The sequence below is a fragment of the Undibacterium sp. genome (assembly GCF_030683615.1).
In the GTDB taxonomy this organism is placed as follows: Bacteria; Pseudomonadota; Gammaproteobacteria; order Burkholderiales; family Burkholderiaceae_D; genus Undibacterium; species Undibacterium umbellatum.
Genome location: NZ_JAUXQE010000020.1, coordinates 17,732 through 32,392, shown reverse-complemented (window position 1 = coordinate 32,392; position 14,661 = coordinate 17,732). Strand labels below are relative to the sequence as shown.

Below are 14,661 nucleotides of genomic sequence, written 5' to 3'. Positions count from 1 at the left end.
TCATTTTTTCATGATATGGACATTCTTTTCTGCAACAATGAAGCACTCACTGAATTGAGCGCTTCAAATATAAAAGACGGTATAAGGTAGATATGTTTTACTTTTGGATTTTGGTAGTTGTATTGCTTTGCCTGGTTGTATATGGCTTTGATCAGCATTCTGAACTTGATCCGGAAGTAACCAAACCGCGGAAGCTAATTATACAAATGATTATCTGGTGCTTGCGTTCAGTGCGCCAGTTGGGCAGGAACTTCGTTGGTGGATTCAAGATGGATATGACTGGGCGGCGCTCCGGTGCTCAGTTGAAAAAACAGGTTCAGCAAAATCCGGAACAGAAAGATTGATAAAAGCGTTTTAGTTTGGAGCATTCAGTGAACGAAATCATGAATGAGGACTTGAAATCTTCAGAACCCGCAGCCCAGCCACTTACCAAGTGGGCGGATCTGACGATGCACACCTTGCGTATGGTGGTTGCGTATGACCCTGAGACTCAAAGTAAGCGACTGTGTTTGTTGGGGCCTGTATCACTAGCACAGCGCCGGGTGTTGGCTATTGATGGTTTTTATGAAGAGCAGGGTATGCTTTTCAGGGACGAGCTGAATTTTGGTTTGACGCAGTTGGCCAACATATTTCCTTATGTGCGCGTGATCAATAAAAACGTCGGTGAGATTGGGGTGCACTCCAGTGAATTGCCTGCCTTGCAGCAGGAATTGAAAAAAATGGCGGCTTTGCGTCCGACTATACTCACTACTCAGCCAGGTGCTGAAAACCTGCTGCAAGTCCCCTTAAGCCGTCCGGTACTTTCTATCGACCCCGTCCCTTTTTCCAGCCGCTTTTCCAGCGTTCGCAGTTATCTTGGTCACGCCGATTTTAACCGTCTCAAAAAAGCGGTATTTGTGCGCGCCGGTTATCGTTGCGAGATCTGTCTTGAAAATGGTTTTGAACAAGGTCATCAACACCCGGTTGAATGTCACGAAGTTTTTGAATATGACGAAGCCAGGGGTATGCAAAAAATCACTGCACTGATGAGCTTATGTCCGAACTGTCACTCAGTAAAAAACATAGAACTGAGCAGAGCAAAAAGTGATGATGAGTTTGAAGCCGCCATGATGCAACTCGCCAAGATCAATGGCTGGAGCAAGACGCAGGCACAAACCTATTACCAGCATGCCCTTCATGTCTGGAAAGAGCGTTCAAAAAAATCATGGGAACTGAATTTGGATATGCTCAATGGTACGGGATTGCAATTTCCAGGGGAGGGTGACCAGCTTGCAAAGCGCCCAAAGCGCGGCCGTGACATCAGCGCCAAGCTACCTTTTTTATCTCAGCTTCCATTGAATAGCATGAAACTGTTTTCTGCCACGGGTATTCAAAAAGACGGTTGATACATTTAAGGCTACGCTGATTAAGTCCTGCTCGTAAATTTTACCTCTTTGTGAATCAATGACTTATCAAAGGTAATGTCGTTATTCGGATACTTGTTCAGCATAGCCTTAAGTAATCAATAACCCTAAAACGCTGGTTGCCATAAGGTGACCAGCGTTTTTTATGGTGCATAGCTATATTCGGGAGGGCTAATCCGGTAGTCATGGCATCTGTATATTGGTACGTGGTGAAAGTACTGCAAATGTTAACGACTTCTTGCAACCTCCATCCAAGGACGCGCAGCAATGCGTCCCTGGATGTTTCGACCAATCCGATTTATGACTATTGCGCAGATGAGACGACACTGCCGCGTTTGGCCGCCATCTTGCCCCCAATGCCTTTTACAACGTTGCCGACCGCACCCGCTGCCTGACCACCTGCGGCATCGACGCCTTGATGGATACTGCTTGCTGTTGATTGAGCTTGCGTGCCAACTGCGCTATTGCCGCCTATCCAGCGCAAGATGTTGTCCGGGCCGGTATTGATGATGCCAAATACCGTCACAATCATTTTGGTGGTTATGCCCGAATACAGTATCAATGTACCCAGTAAAGTCATGATGCCCACCATCGAGCCTTCAGTCATATTCGAGATGGATTGAAAAAATCCCTGATTGACGACAGTCATGATAGGCTTAATCAGCAGCATGGCAGCAAACAGGAAGATAACCATTAATGCGGGGCGTATCAAGATAGACAGGACAAACATATAGCCCGGTGAGCCACGGCCAGCAATATCGTGTCCTTCCGGATGCATGTGCGCAATTGCCCAAATTGGCGCTGCAATTACAGCCTCAACAAAGGAGATTAACCACCAGGCGACACCAGAAACCCAAAATACATAGGGGAGCATGGGCAAGATTATTCCAAGGAACATCCCCATGCTCAACATGATCCCTGTCAGGGCTGCCAAAATAATCGACATGGTGGTAGCGTTGCCAGATTTTTCACCGGACGGCAAAGCACCAGAACCTTGCACTAGCATGATTTCGCCTGCCACGATGGCGGTATCGCCAATTGATTTCAGCTGTATCAGGGGATCCAGGCCATTTTTCCCAATTTCGCCTACCATGGCGAACTTCAACATACCTGTGGAAATGCCATCAGTGATGCTATTCCAGGTTTTTCTGATATCGAATATATCGAACTTTGCTGGAGTGTTACTCTCTATCTTATTCGCAAGATCATTTGTTCCTATAATAGTTTGCTGGATATTGTTCAGAAAAACAGAGAACGCAGAATTCTGACTCTCGTTCTGCATACCGGCAATATTGGGGATGGTATAAGCGGTAGAAATCGAGGAATTGATCACATTTTGAATGGCATTATTCAGGTTGCCGATCTTCATGTAAAAAGAACCGGCGTGCAGCCATCCTGCTTCTTCCATTTGCGCCTGCATTTTACTTACCCACAGAGCCTGAATAGTGCCATTTTTTAGCAGAATTGTTTTCATGTGCAACTGAATTTTTGCTATCAAGTCTTTTTCGTATTGCAGTTGGATGTTTGAAAGTGTGCTTTGATACGTGCCACCCGGACCCGGAAGCATCACGACTTTGGAGGCATCCGTTGACTTTAGCAAGGCATCAGCCATCGCGATGAGATCAGGATTCTTGAGCATATTTTCAATAATTATTCCATGCTCCTTGCGCATTTCTGTTTCAAATTTTATCTTGTCCGTATCGTTAAACAAATTGACGGCTTCAAAACCGGTTACGTTGAATTTTGAGGCTGGCTGACCGTCAGTATCTGATAGCAATGTTGTGCAGCCTGTCTGACTAGAGAAGAAATTGTCGCAACCAATCAGGGTGTTTTTTGCATTGGCCAGCTTCGTTATCAGGCTCGAAGCACTCCACTGTATGGTGCCGCAATAGCCCGCACTACCGGCGTCTTGGGATCCTTCGGCGGCGTAAATAATTTTTCCGTCTGGAATATTAACATTAGGAGTGATTTTCATTCCGTACATATCACCGGCCTGCTTGCAAGCTACCATCAGGAATACTTGTTTTGCAGTTTTATTTGGAGCAAGAAATGGGGGCGCAATAGAGGCTTGTTCACCGATATTCTTATATGCAGTCTTCCAGATTGTGCTGCCCAGTCCAACTGCCTGTAATCCAGCCCAGATCAGTACTACTTGCAAGAAAGAATAGCCTGCAACTGTGGGCAGTAACATTGCCATGCCGCCAGCAGTACGTAATGGAACCATCATGGTGTCCCATTTTTTGCCCAACCACTCTCCGTCCTTGGCAGTATGTACGGCCCCACCAATATAAGTGTAGGCCATGATAATCATGCCAATGACGAGAACTCCAGCATTCATCGTGCCTAGCAAACTGGAAAGGATGTGATTACCGTTGGGAGCTATGTTGCCGTCATAAATATTTTTCACGACGTTACCGAAGACGTACATCAGAATCTTTATCGAATAATCCTCGGCGCCTTTGGTGGGTGTCCAGAAATTGCCTGCATTAGCACTCGTCACCTGAAAGAAATATAAAAGTGAAAGCACGGCATATTTACTAAAGTGTTTTGGTATCCGCATGGTTATCTCTTTAATGGCTGAATGCTGTTGGGCGACTCTGACAATGTTCTTCTTGGAGTGATTTCAAATCATCCCTAAGTACTTTTAAATCGGCGTAATTCGTTTTCTCTTGCGTGCCGTGGCTGTCGGCATGCCCGGTCGGTCTGAAGGCAGGTTGATGGCTGGCGTCAAATCCATAGCCTGACTGAAGGCTCGTTCGTGATAGCGTTTCTCGGGTTCACTGACCACTTTTTCACTCGGTTTCTTATTCAGCTTCTTGCCTGGATTCCGGGGGTCATCATTGGCGTCAAGCACCAATACCGGTTTCGCAGTGGGCACTCCATTGAGCGTCAAATGAGGCTGGTTTAAGGGAATTGCATTCGCCTTGTTTGCATTTGGCTGCCCGTATAACTCTGCGGCCATATCTGCTGCGTGCAAGGCTTGCGCCACCAGCAAGCCACCGACCGGACCCAACAAGACATCGGCAACATGATGAGCTGCCTCGATCATTTTGTGCTTTTGTAAGTGCTCGCTAAATTCATCAGCATCTTTGGTTTCAGATATTGTTGAATTCGCATCTCTTAATGTTGATTGATTGTCCAAATTCACCGCCATTAAGTTTTTTACTTTCACTTTTTCAATTATTAATGATAACCTGATGATATAAACTCGGCAAGTGAAAATAGAATTTTTAAAAAAGTTATAGCTTATAAGGGTATTTTCAAAATAAGTAAAATTTTCAAAGGTATTTGAATAAAATAATTCTGTAGTTATAATGCGTCAGTGTTGTATTTTTTTGGCATGGATAATATATGGTCGACTTAACAAGTAATGGCTTGGAGGCGTACTGGAGCGAAGTTTCGCCTGGTGCGCCATACCTTGTTGGCGCTATGGATGCCACCGAGGACTGGGTGCTTGACGCTGAAGGTTTCGGCGATGAAGAGCTGGCGGCATTGCTGGCAGCAATGCCAGCAATGCTGTCCCTTGCTGTGCGTTCCGGTAGAAAGGCAGAATTCATCAATGACCTACTGGTTGTGCTTGCCTACATGCCTTCGTCAAGTGCCCTGCGCATAGTAGATTGGCTGGAGAGAGGCAGCGCTGAGCTCGAACTTGATTTCTTGCGCGAGGCGCATAGTCTTTACCAGCAAGGTGGGATAAGTGCGATTGACCGTGTGGCATTCAAGCTCTTGATGGGCAGGCTGCGTTTTATCAGGAAAACGACTTTATTACAAACCGTGTTTGCGCCCGAACGATTGGCTGCCGTGCAGTCTGCAATTGAGCAAAGTGTGCGGGCGAATTGATGAACTCTATTTTTCGCAAAATGATTTTGTCTGGAGGGCTGGCGTTGATGGTCATGCAGCCGGGCATATGTACCGCTGACAGTATGTCAGGCGTGGGAGACTTATCGATTACCACCCTGGATTCAGCTGCACAAAAGATCTTGGCCGCGAACGGTGTGCTAGGTGCAAACCAGACTGATTATGCGAAGATTGTTGAATGTTCCGACAAAGCGGCAGATGCGAGTGACAAGTTGCGCAAAGGTATGGCAACAGCAATGACGCCCAGCGATCCCACAAAAAAATTAAATAATAGTGTGAATGCTTGCTTAGCCAACATACAGCAAATTTCGCTGGCGTTTAATTTGCCGAGCGGTATTAGCTTTACTCTTTTATTTCAAACAATACTGAAGCAACTCATGGACAAACTTGTCGATGAATTCATTATGAAAATCTGCGCCGCAGCGACAGGTGCATGGAATTCTGCTATCGGTAATGCGATCAATACGATCAATTCAGGTGTTAGTCAGTCGGGGATAGATACGTTTGGAAATTTTGTCAATGCCGTTCCCGTTCCGGTCAGTCCTTCCCCTTTTGCGCCAGCACCTGCGAACCCGCCCTCGGGCATCCCGGGTTTATAGTTGTTTGACTGCTAGCTGTGTGATACCGACCTGTAAAGTGAAGAGATGTGCGAACCTGATATTGGCTCAGACAACGATATGAAAGCAAGGAGTGAAGTGATGCGAGAAACTGTAAAAAAAATGATGTGCAGATTATTGATAGTGTCTATCGGTGTCATGCCCGCAATGTCCAGAGCCGATAGTGTAATTACTGTCGGCGCTACAGGCCCTGTCGGCTCAAACTTGTTCGTTCTTGATGCAAATACGCAAAAAAACATGCGGGCAGCAAATACTCTGGGCACTGATGAGGCAAAAGCACGGATGCAAAAAGGATGTGGCACAGCGATTGATAACTCAATTGCTAAAGCTGCGCAAAACATGGCAACTGCAGCTGCGCCAGGTGATCCTGTCAAGCGCTTCAATGATTCCATCGGTTCCTGTCTCAGCAATATTCAAATGATTTCGGCAACGTTCAATTTGCCAACCAGTTTCAACTTTACCGCGGCCATGGAAGTGATATTGGGGAAATTAATTGATAAACTGGTCGATGACATCATCTTGAAAATATGTGCTGCTGCAACTGGTGCATGGAATAGTGCAGTTAGCAATGCGGTCAATACCGTTAACTCTGGTGTGAACCAGTCTGGTGTGAATACCTTTGGCAATTTTGTGAACAACCTCCCGCCAGTGAGTCCTCCACCTGCGTATTCTCCGGCGCCACCGGCGGCAGCCACCGTTAAGTCCCTATCGATTATTCCAGGCTTATAAGCAAAGGTTAGGCGATGAAAAAGTTAAACAAAAAATTGACGGCAGTTGCTATCTCTTGTGCTCTTGCCTTGCCTGTCGCAGTGATCCCAATGCGCGCTGACGCCTGCTGTGGTGATGGTGCCGCTGCCGCGGCTGGCGCGTTACAAGCTGGTGCCACAGTAGCAACGGCAATCACTACAGCAGCATCGGCGATAACTGGCTTGATGTTTGAGCTTGTTCAGCTTCACATTGTGCCAGAGATTTGGAGTGCTGGTGCCAAGGTAAAAGCTGCGGTCGAGATGAATGGAGCCAGAGCCAAGGTGCTGGCAGAAGGCAAGGTCGCCGTGGATGGCGATATCAAGCTCAATGAAGCTGCTGCAATTGCCTTGCTTAATATTAAAGACCCCATGCTGAATGGCCAGCGCAATTGTTATGATCTGAATTCTTCAACGACTTTGGGTTCAGCAGTCGGTGCCGTTTCGCCAGACTCACAAAGTGTACAGGCAAAGGTTAACTATTTCCGCAATGGCGCACCGGATATTCGTGCAGAGATGGCGAAACGCTATCAGGACGATATGCATTACATGGATAGCAAAGACGAGGGGCAACGTTATTATCAGGCTCCGGTGAATGCTTCCAAGACGGTCTTGGCATCAGCCGACCAACCACTGGATGATGCTGGTCTTATCGCGGCTTCGCGTTTCGCTGTCAACGTTGTGGGTGAACCACCAAATACGCCAAGTAATGTAAATGAAATTTCCAAGACTGCTGTTGGCAAGCAATGGCTTTCCGCGAATAATACCTATGCGGCACGCGCTTCTGTTTCTCTGGCAACGATGGAAAATGGCGCTCTCATGCGCAAGGTTGACCCCAGCCTGACACCAGACTCCATGGGCCTGGTAGCTCCTGGTGTCACAGCCTTGTCGCCATTGCAGGCGATGAAGCTTTTCGTCGAAAATCGTTTCGTTGACCAGTCCTGGTATCTGACCTTGTCTCAATACAATACCAATGGCCTGCTACGTGAGTTAAACAAGATGATGGCATTCAAAAGCTGGATGGATTACCAATCCTATGTGCAACAAGAGCGGGTGGAGCAAAATCTGGCAACACAGGTTGCAATCTTGAATGAAATTGCGGTGAGTCTGAATCCAAATTACGCGAAAAATCGTGAAATGGCTCTGCGGGCAATTGGCTCGACTTCCCCATAAGCGCAACAGAAGAACTAGCCCTATCATGCGATTTTTCTTTGATAAACAGAAATGCCAGGAACACAAGTCCACCAGGAGGGTTAGCCTGCGACGGTATGCTCCGCTTTGCCTGAGTTTATTGTTGTTACCTCTTTTGTTTATCTCGCAATCAGCTAATGCCGGGGTCTGCGTGTATGTGGGCGGCTACTGGTGCGAGATTTGGTCGCCAGATATGTTGATCGCCATATCTCAGGCAACAACAGCGATACTCGCGGCTATCTCTGCTGCCCTCGCAGCTGTCAAGCTTGCTCTACTGACTGTAATTAATTATCAAATACTGCCAGAGACTGCGGCGGCAAGTGCGAAAGTTGTTGCGGCCTATGAAACCCAGGGCGCACGTAATAAGGTAGGGGCGGATGGTGAGACAGCGACGATGCAGGGTAAGGCTTTCCTGTTCGGAACTCAGGTAGGGTTGCCTGGCAGTACTCCACGTAGTCCACAGGAGGCAGTTTCTGCTACCCTGATCAAGAACACTGGTGTCACCATGCCTAGTAAGGTGTGCAATGAACTGGTTGGGCAAACGCAGGTGACCTCCCTGGTTTCTTCAGGTGCGGCGATAGCGACTGATGCAATGAATACCCGCCTCGTTAACAGTATGCGTACATCCCGAATGTCAGACGCCGAGGCCAGTTATCACAGACACGCAAGCAGCTATTGCACCCTGTCGGATGTCTTTAATGGTATTTGCGACGCTGCTGCTGCTGATCATCTGCAAAACCTGGACGTCATGCCGCCTGGTTATATCAGAGATGGTGAATCAAAGACCACGCAACTCTCAGAAGAAGAAAAGCGGGCTGCCATGGTATGGACAGAGAATGTCCTGGGTATGGGGAATTATCCTGCCACGGATTACAGCGAAGATACCTACAATTCAGATGCCAGAAAAGCCTTCTCTGGCAGTAATAACGTCATACAGGCACGCATGAGCACCGTTGCACATTCCCTCAATTCGCAAATTGCACGGCGCAGCAAAGTTGTGGTTGCCTTCAACGCAGATAATTCTGCACGTGCTGATGTCGCCAATCAGATTGCTGATGCCAATCCTAATCTCGATCCATCTTCAACCACCACAGGTACAGCCGAAACACAGGCACGCTGTGCTGCCAGCGCTGATTTTGCCAAGTACGAAAAAATGGGTACTGCAGCTGTCAATACAGCGATTAACAATTCCTTTGCCAATGGTGACTCTGGTTCTCCTTTGCTGAACTTTGGCATATCGCTCTCTGCGTGGCATTACTATGCCTACGTGGAATCGACCAAGAACCCGAATGCAGTGAGTCCAGCCAAGTACTATGGCCTGTATCAAATGGGGGCTGGTGCTTTGTCTGACGTGGGAATGAGTGGGCTGCTGCCCACCCAGATTTTTGATCCCTATCAAAACGGTATCGCGGCAAAGAAATATGCAATTGCCAATATCGCAGCCTTTAGCAGCACTTTTCCGAAGGGTGTGAAAGGCGTACCACCGGTTTTTGTTTTGTATGGCATGCACAATATGGGCGCCTCAGGCTTCAAGCAGATATATGACAATATTACGACGGGCGCCCCTTTATCTGCAGCACGGAAGAAGGCCATACAGGGAAACATGAGCCCGCGTGTACCTCTGGATCAAATCAATGGACAGATGTACTGGGAGTTCTGGCGTAAGAAATTTGGCATCAATGCATGCTGACCATGCGGATGATGACGGTGAAAATAGAAGATCTGGTGATGCTATGAAGAAACACGTGCTTACGCTTGCCTGTGCCCTGTTTGCGGCAACGGCAATTTGCCAGGCTGCTGATACAGTCAAACTGGGACAGGAAGCAAAGTCGGCGGCGGGAATTGAAAAAATAGTTGCCGTTACCAGTAATGGCAATGATTCCTACTGGGTATCGACATTTATTCGTGACGGTAACTGTCCCGAAAAATCAGGGAAATGCGCCAACGATATGATCAACGTGCGCGGCCCTGGTGGCGTCGTCAGCATCGCGGTCGAAGACGCGACCGGAACTGCAGGATTTTTCTCTCAGAGTAAAAGTCCTGTTGCTGTGGTGTTGATCCCTGCCAACCGTGGTGGATATGGCTATGCGGCAGCAGAGATATTTATCCTCAATGCTGACAAGAAGCCACAGAGCATACTTAAGACTGCTGAGATATTGCTGAATAACCTGGAAGGTGCTGCATGTGAAGGGAAAAAACTATGTGCTGAAAGCAGGCTGACTGCTAGTTTCCCAGCTTCAGTCATACCCGATTATCCAGATGTGGTCTTGCAACAACGAGGTACAGCAGTGAATCAGACAGGTACTGGTTTGGAAAAACTGGACAGGACTTTTTCATTCACGTTCGATGTCAAGACAAAACAGTATGTTGCAAAGAGATGATGCGTTTTTTCTTCAATAGTTTGTTGTTTATCTTCCTGGGGTTTGCTGCTTCCGGCCTGGTGTTGGCGCAAGTCAGTGTGGGCAGTGAACCAACAGAAGACAGCCCATGGTTCTCTCTTTATGTGATAGAAAAAACAGCAAAACAGCAGGCGGAGATCAACAAGAAATTTCTGGTGAAGGAAGCGGATGCAGTGAAGAAAATCGACACCTCACTGGCCTATGCCTACCCCAAACTCGCAGTCTTGCGTCCTGGCGGCATTATCGCTGGAGAACCGGATAAGCGTTTTGCGATGATTTATAGAAAAATGGCCTGGTATGCCGCGAACGATCAGGTGGTGTCCGCACAAATTTTGTTTTATACCGCTGTTCGGCTTAAGCAGACAGAGCAGAATAAAGGTGTGGTTCTTGATTTGCCTTACCTGACCTTGCATCATTTTATCTATAACAGCCTGTGTGTTGATATCTCACAAGACGGTGAATACGAACAGCCTGCATGCAAGACAGTGCAAACAGTCGCGTCCAGGGCACAGGCTGAGCTGCGCAATGAAAAACTCCGGCAATACCTTAACTGGGCAGCATTGGGATTAGGATTTGAAGACAAGATAGCTTATGAGGCTGGCGTATTCCTGATGGAGCGTGAAAATCCCACGCGAAATGAAAAAGACACGATTAAGTCCATACTCAAACCACTGTTGAAAAAAAATGCAGGCTAAATTTACTCTCAGACCCTATCTGCTGGCAACGGCGGTATGTGCGAGCTTAATGACGCAGAGTTTGGCGTCGGCAAGTACATGCCTGCAAACTGTCGTCAAGTCAGGTTCTCTTGTTGTCAGTAGCCCATTTGGCTGGCGATTTGGTGCCAATCCCAACGGCCGTGGTAAATGGCAATTTCACTACGGGACTGACTTCTCGAAAAAAGTATTGGCAGATCCGATGGTGGTAGCACCTATTGGCGGTACTTATCATTCATATCCTGGTACGGGGGGATGCGGTAATATGGTCGTGATTACCCAACCAGATGGTTTTGCAACCAAGTTCTGCCATTTGAAAAATTTTGAACCTGCTGCAAATGGCAAGGCCAGGCTGAATGGGTCCGCTATCAGCGTCGGAGACAAGCTAGGTGTGCCATCGAATACAGGCATATTGCCTAATCCGGAACATATCCATCTGGAAGTCATTACCAAAGGTGATCCAAGCCGGACTAGTGCGTGGCGCATACCACCTCCCTTCTGTGGCGGCGTTTCATTTACCTATCAGGCTGCCGTAGATACGCCCGACAGAAAGCCGCCCTTAAGCTTGATACGTCCGGCCGGTGTGGTTGACAAGAATGTCTTTGGCAACGCAACCCCTAATTTCGATAAAGAATTTTACGACAAGTATATGGCCCAAAATGCGACGACGGGGACAATACCTAGCACCTCAATTAGCGTTACCAATCCGGCCGCCAATGTTGACGCAGCCAAGATCGCCAAGTCGGGTGACAATGCTTCGCAGCAACCACCATTGCCTGCACCTGTGACTGCAGAAGATATGTCATTTTCTGAAATGATTCTGGGCGAAGCAAAAAAACGCTTTGGTTCGGAACACTGGTATTCCGAACTCTCACTCAAAGGTGAATTGCCTTTGTATTATGAGCTGGCAGTCATGACAGCCTACCAAATCTACATGCAATATCAAAAGCGGGAAATAGCTGAAAACATAGTCCAGTTATCAGCCACCAGAACAGCGCTATTGAATGATGTGGCCATCCAGATCAAGGTCAAGAAATTGCGCGAGCCGGCATTGCAAAGCATCGCGCCTTGACACCTTAACTGCACTTAAAGCAATCAGCATTGATGAGCCTGAACATGAATCATAGTCAGCAAGCGCGAAACACTGGCAAGGCAAACCAAGTGGCAGCACTATGGTTGCTGCTGGGCTTGCTATGGCCCGTATTTTCCCATGCGCAGCAAGTGAATGATTTGCTGCAGATGGATATTATCAATACCGGGAAGACAGATCAGAGCTTGAAAAAAAATGCAGATAGCTACAGTTTAGTTCCCAGATTGAACCAGGAGGATACAATAAAATATCAGGCTGCCATTGCCAGCATGAAAGGAAAGAATGGCGATGAGATTCTGGAAGCCATGCAAGCTGCTAATGCAGATAGCTTGGCGAAAATGTCTCCATCAAGTCGCAAATCGTTTGAGGATTTACAAAAGAAAATTCAGGCAGACTTGAAGTCTGGTGCAGTAAACCCGGAACACAAATCGATTGATGCCTTCAAACAAAGAATGTACCTCCGTTTGCTTGGAATCGAACCTGGTGACGGCAAGCAGATGACAGCGCAGCAAAAGGCTTATTTCGAACACAACGAGGCAAAGATAAGGCAAAAGTATTTTTCTCCAGAACGTAGCGAAAGTTATCGGCGTTTGGCTGAGGAGTCCCAAGCTTACCTGATGCAGAACCTTGACAAGCAGGCAGAATATGCCAGGAATTTCAAGTCCTCTGCTGGTGCGCCCGATCAGACCAGGGCATCACCCCTGCCTATGGACGTGTTGAAATCCAATTGGCTGGTACGTAAGATGGCGACCCAAAATCCTGCAGAGCTCACGCCGAAGGCATCTTCGTCAGTCCCCATCAATGTTAATGTAGTCAGAGCGCAGATTGACGATTTGTCGCTTCAGTTGCGTTCGGGCAAGGCGATGTCGGTGACTGAACGATACGGCCCCAACGCCAGTATCGTGAGCGAAGCAGATGCCAAAAGCAAGATGCAAGAACAGGTGCGTAACGGCAGTCTTGCGACGAATATTCCCTCATCCAGCGTCAACGGGGTAGATAAATCTAAAGCACCGCCTGAGGCATCTGCCAGGAAAACCTCAGCCATTCCCGGTCTTTGATACTCTGATCAGTCTGGATGATGACTTAGCTCCAGCCAAAGGGCTGCGCATTTCAATCATTCCAGCACTACCCCCGGCCTACTTTGACTTTCAAATTTCGAAGGCATATTATAGCTTTTTAGAATAATGCAGTTCTTTACTGCAAGTAGAAAGCCATAATAGAAATGACAAAACACGACATCGTCGAGTGTATTTACGGTAAATATCAGGGTACTTTGACCAGGAACGTGGTCAAGGATATCGTCACTTCTGTCTTTGATGAAATCATCCGGGAAATGAGCGAAGACGGCGAAGCCAAGATCAGCCGTTTTGGCACCTTCAAGGTGGCTGAAAGAAACGCAAAACAAGCCAGAAATCCGCGTACAGGTGAACCTGTGATGATTGAAGACCGCAAAGTCCCCAAATTCAAACCCAGTCGCTACCTGCAAAACAAAGTCAATAATTTGCCTGTTGATGATATGAAAGATGAAGACGATTAAAGCCACGTGATGTCAGGGGCAAGGCCGTACAGTAGTCGTATTGCGCAAAAAGGATGTCTTCGGACTTCCTTTTTTCATTTTATAGCATTCAATCGGATTATTCTCTGATTAGCCGGGCTTTGAATAAACAAGGGTCGAAGTGCAAAAACACGAGGGTTCTCCAAGTAATCCTGGTTCATAAATGTTTTTTACTTTTGTTTGTATAAAAATTTGAAAAATGAAAAGGCTGGAAGTATAATTCCTGTTATTGAGTCTGTTTTTCCAGATGTTTTTCGGCGTCATTTCCTGTGCGCCGGCCATGTTGGTCATTCCGTGACAGAAAGAGCTGGTTCCATGGGTAATCCGGTGCTGTGTTCTGCTTCTCCTGTTTGCAATTTGTGCTGGACGAGAGCTTATTGACCTTGCTCGTAGATCAAAAAATAGGTCAGCACGCCTTGGCTTGGATTTTTTTTGAATTTCTGATAATAATTCGTCTGCAGCACATTTGATTAAAGTAATTCTTGGACTTGTTTCGCACTAATCAAGAAATGGGTTCTATGCAAAAACGGGTTAACAATGAAACTCTCGAAACGACATTTTGCAGGATTTTTGATGGCAATCGCTTTACAAACACAACTGGGACTTAGCGCAATGGCAAATGAAGAAGTGTTGAAATTCACCACGCATGATATTGATATCAAGGTATTTAGTGCGAGTGATGTCTATCTGGTCTATGCAGGCTCGCCACACAGACTTAGCTTTGGCAAGGTTTTCAGGGCAAAGACGCCTGAAGATGTCAGTAGATTCAGATGGGGTACTTCGGGCAGTTACAACGCGTTTGCAGGCCCGGTAGAAATGGAGTGGCGCTCACAGGACGGCACGCCGTTCAAATACTCACTCAATCTGGACGAGATATTTAAAGACAGAAAAATTCTGCATACTGAAGAGATTTCCAGGCTATATAAAGCTGAGCCAGTTTATGGTGGTAAGCCAACCATCATTATTGAAGTGAATGACCGTACTGTGAATGTCTACATGTTTGTCACGATGCGCCTGGAAAAAGATGAACAGACGCGTGAGCATCGTGATCATCTGACGCTGGCCTTTACCAAGACTTTTTGATTCTAATTT

General features: G+C 47.1%; 15 protein-coding genes. 13 read left to right on the top strand and 2 right to left on the bottom strand.

All coding sequences use genetic code 11. The features are described from left to right. Nucleotides 1–92 precede the first annotated feature (92 nt). Nucleotides 93–344: a hypothetical protein gene (locus tag Q8K39_RS09205; protein ID WP_186956357.1), complete on the top strand. Its 252-nt coding sequence runs from the start codon at nt 93–95 to the stop codon at nt 342–344. 27 nt (nt 345–371) lie between these two features. Continuing rightward, the gene (locus tag Q8K39_RS09200) at nt 372–1,385 is read left to right on the top strand and encodes a hypothetical protein (protein WP_305259613.1); all 1,014 of its coding nucleotides are present in this window, start codon (nt 372–374) and stop codon (nt 1,383–1,385) included. A 322-nt stretch (nt 1,386–1,707) separates the two neighbouring features. On the opposite strand, the gene Q8K39_RS09195 is transcribed toward Q8K39_RS09200, so the two are convergent. Both Q8K39_RS09195 and Q8K39_RS09190 read right to left on the bottom strand, forming a co-directional pair. Next, on the bottom strand, nt 1,708–3,963 hold the full coding sequence (locus Q8K39_RS09195; RefSeq protein ID WP_305259611.1) for a DotA/TraY family protein: 2,256 nt from the start codon (nt 3,961–3,963) through the stop codon (nt 1,708–1,710). Between the two features lie 84 nt (nt 3,964–4,047). Further along, a complete protein-coding gene (locus tag Q8K39_RS09190; RefSeq protein WP_305259609.1) occupies nt 4,048–4,575 on the bottom strand; it encodes a hypothetical protein in 528 nt (175 codons plus the stop codon). 179 nt (nt 4,576–4,754) lie between these two features. On the opposite strand from Q8K39_RS09190, the gene Q8K39_RS09185 reads away from it, so the two are divergent. The 11 genes from Q8K39_RS09185 (at nt 4,755) to Q8K39_RS09135 (ending at nt 14,652) form a co-directional block, all read left to right on the top strand. Beyond that, nucleotides 4,755–5,243 carry a hypothetical protein gene (locus Q8K39_RS09185; RefSeq protein WP_305259607.1) on the top strand — a complete coding sequence of 163 codons (489 nt, stop codon included), beginning with the start codon at nt 4,755–4,757 and terminating at the stop codon, nt 5,241–5,243. Continuing rightward, a complete protein-coding gene (locus tag Q8K39_RS09180) occupies nt 5,243–5,860 on the top strand; it encodes a hypothetical protein (protein ID WP_186956362.1) in 618 nt (205 codons plus the stop codon). Before Q8K39_RS09185 ends, Q8K39_RS09180 begins: the two co-directional genes overlap by 1 nt. Nucleotides 5,861–5,959: 99 nt before the next feature. Further along, entirely contained in the window at nt 5,960–6,607 is a 648-nt protein-coding gene (locus tag Q8K39_RS09175) for a hypothetical protein (RefSeq protein ID WP_186956363.1), read from the top strand. Between the two features lie 14 nt (nt 6,608–6,621). Then, a complete protein-coding gene (locus Q8K39_RS09170) occupies nt 6,622–7,794 on the top strand; it encodes a hypothetical protein (RefSeq protein ID WP_186956364.1) in 1,173 nt (390 codons plus the stop codon). 121 nt (nt 7,795–7,915) lie between these two features. After that, a complete protein-coding gene (locus Q8K39_RS09165) occupies nt 7,916–9,502 on the top strand; it encodes a transglycosylase SLT domain-containing protein (protein WP_305259604.1) in 1,587 nt (528 codons plus the stop codon). A 43-nt stretch (nt 9,503–9,545) separates the two neighbouring features. After that, nucleotides 9,546–10,193 (top strand): hypothetical protein, encoded by a 648-nt coding sequence (locus tag Q8K39_RS09160; RefSeq protein ID WP_186956366.1) that lies wholly within the window; start codon nt 9,546–9,548, stop codon nt 10,191–10,193. Next, nucleotides 10,190–10,906, top strand: a complete 717-nt coding sequence (locus tag Q8K39_RS09155) for a hypothetical protein (protein ID WP_305259601.1) — start codon at nt 10,190–10,192, stop codon at nt 10,904–10,906. The genes Q8K39_RS09160 and Q8K39_RS09155 overlap by 4 nt, the downstream gene beginning before the upstream one ends. Nucleotides 10,907–10,955: 49 nt before the next feature. Continuing rightward, nucleotides 10,956–11,996, top strand: a complete 1,041-nt coding sequence (locus tag Q8K39_RS09150) for a M23 family metallopeptidase (RefSeq protein ID WP_186956368.1) — start codon at nt 10,956–10,958, stop codon at nt 11,994–11,996. A gap of 149 nt (nt 11,997–12,145) precedes the next feature. Then, nucleotides 12,146–13,072, top strand: coding sequence for a hypothetical protein (locus Q8K39_RS09145; RefSeq protein WP_305259597.1), 927 nt, complete (start codon nt 12,146–12,148; stop codon nt 13,070–13,072). 164 nt (nt 13,073–13,236) lie between these two features. Continuing rightward, nucleotides 13,237–13,551: an HU family DNA-binding protein gene (locus Q8K39_RS09140; RefSeq protein ID WP_186956370.1), complete on the top strand. Its 315-nt coding sequence runs from the start codon at nt 13,237–13,239 to the stop codon at nt 13,549–13,551. Nucleotides 13,552–14,142: 591 nt separating this feature from the next. Beyond that, nucleotides 14,143–14,652, top strand: coding sequence for a hypothetical protein (locus tag Q8K39_RS09135; RefSeq protein ID WP_305259594.1), 510 nt, complete (start codon nt 14,143–14,145; stop codon nt 14,650–14,652). The last annotated feature ends 9 nt before the right edge of the window (nt 14,653–14,661 follow it).

Bases quoted from the DNA above. Each gene is read 5' to 3' on its own strand.
- Q8K39_RS09205 (WP_186956357.1), top strand. From the start codon at position 93: ATGTTTTACTTTTGGATTTTGGTAGTTGTATTGCTTTGCCTGGTTGTA.
- Q8K39_RS09195 (WP_305259611.1), bottom strand. From the start codon at position 3,963: ATGCGGATACCAAAACACTTTAGTAAATATGCCGTGCTTTCACTTTTA.
- Q8K39_RS09185 (WP_305259607.1), top strand. From the start codon at position 4,755: ATGGTCGACTTAACAAGTAATGGCTTGGAGGCGTACTGGAGCGAAGTT.
- Q8K39_RS09180 (WP_186956362.1), top strand. From the start codon at position 5,243: ATGAACTCTATTTTTCGCAAAATGATTTTGTCTGGAGGGCTGGCGTTG.
- Q8K39_RS09175 (WP_186956363.1), top strand. From the start codon at position 5,960: ATGCGAGAAACTGTAAAAAAAATGATGTGCAGATTATTGATAGTGTCT.
- Q8K39_RS09170 (WP_186956364.1), top strand. From the start codon at position 6,622: ATGAAAAAGTTAAACAAAAAATTGACGGCAGTTGCTATCTCTTGTGCT.
- Q8K39_RS09160 (WP_186956366.1), top strand. From the start codon at position 9,546: ATGAAGAAACACGTGCTTACGCTTGCCTGTGCCCTGTTTGCGGCAACG.
- Q8K39_RS09155 (WP_305259601.1), top strand. From the start codon at position 10,190: ATGATGCGTTTTTTCTTCAATAGTTTGTTGTTTATCTTCCTGGGGTTT.
- Q8K39_RS09150 (WP_186956368.1), top strand. From the start codon at position 10,956: ATGACGCAGAGTTTGGCGTCGGCAAGTACATGCCTGCAAACTGTCGTC.
- Q8K39_RS09140 (WP_186956370.1), top strand. From the start codon at position 13,237: ATGACAAAACACGACATCGTCGAGTGTATTTACGGTAAATATCAGGGT.
- Q8K39_RS09135 (WP_305259594.1), top strand. From the start codon at position 14,143: ATGGCAATCGCTTTACAAACACAACTGGGACTTAGCGCAATGGCAAAT.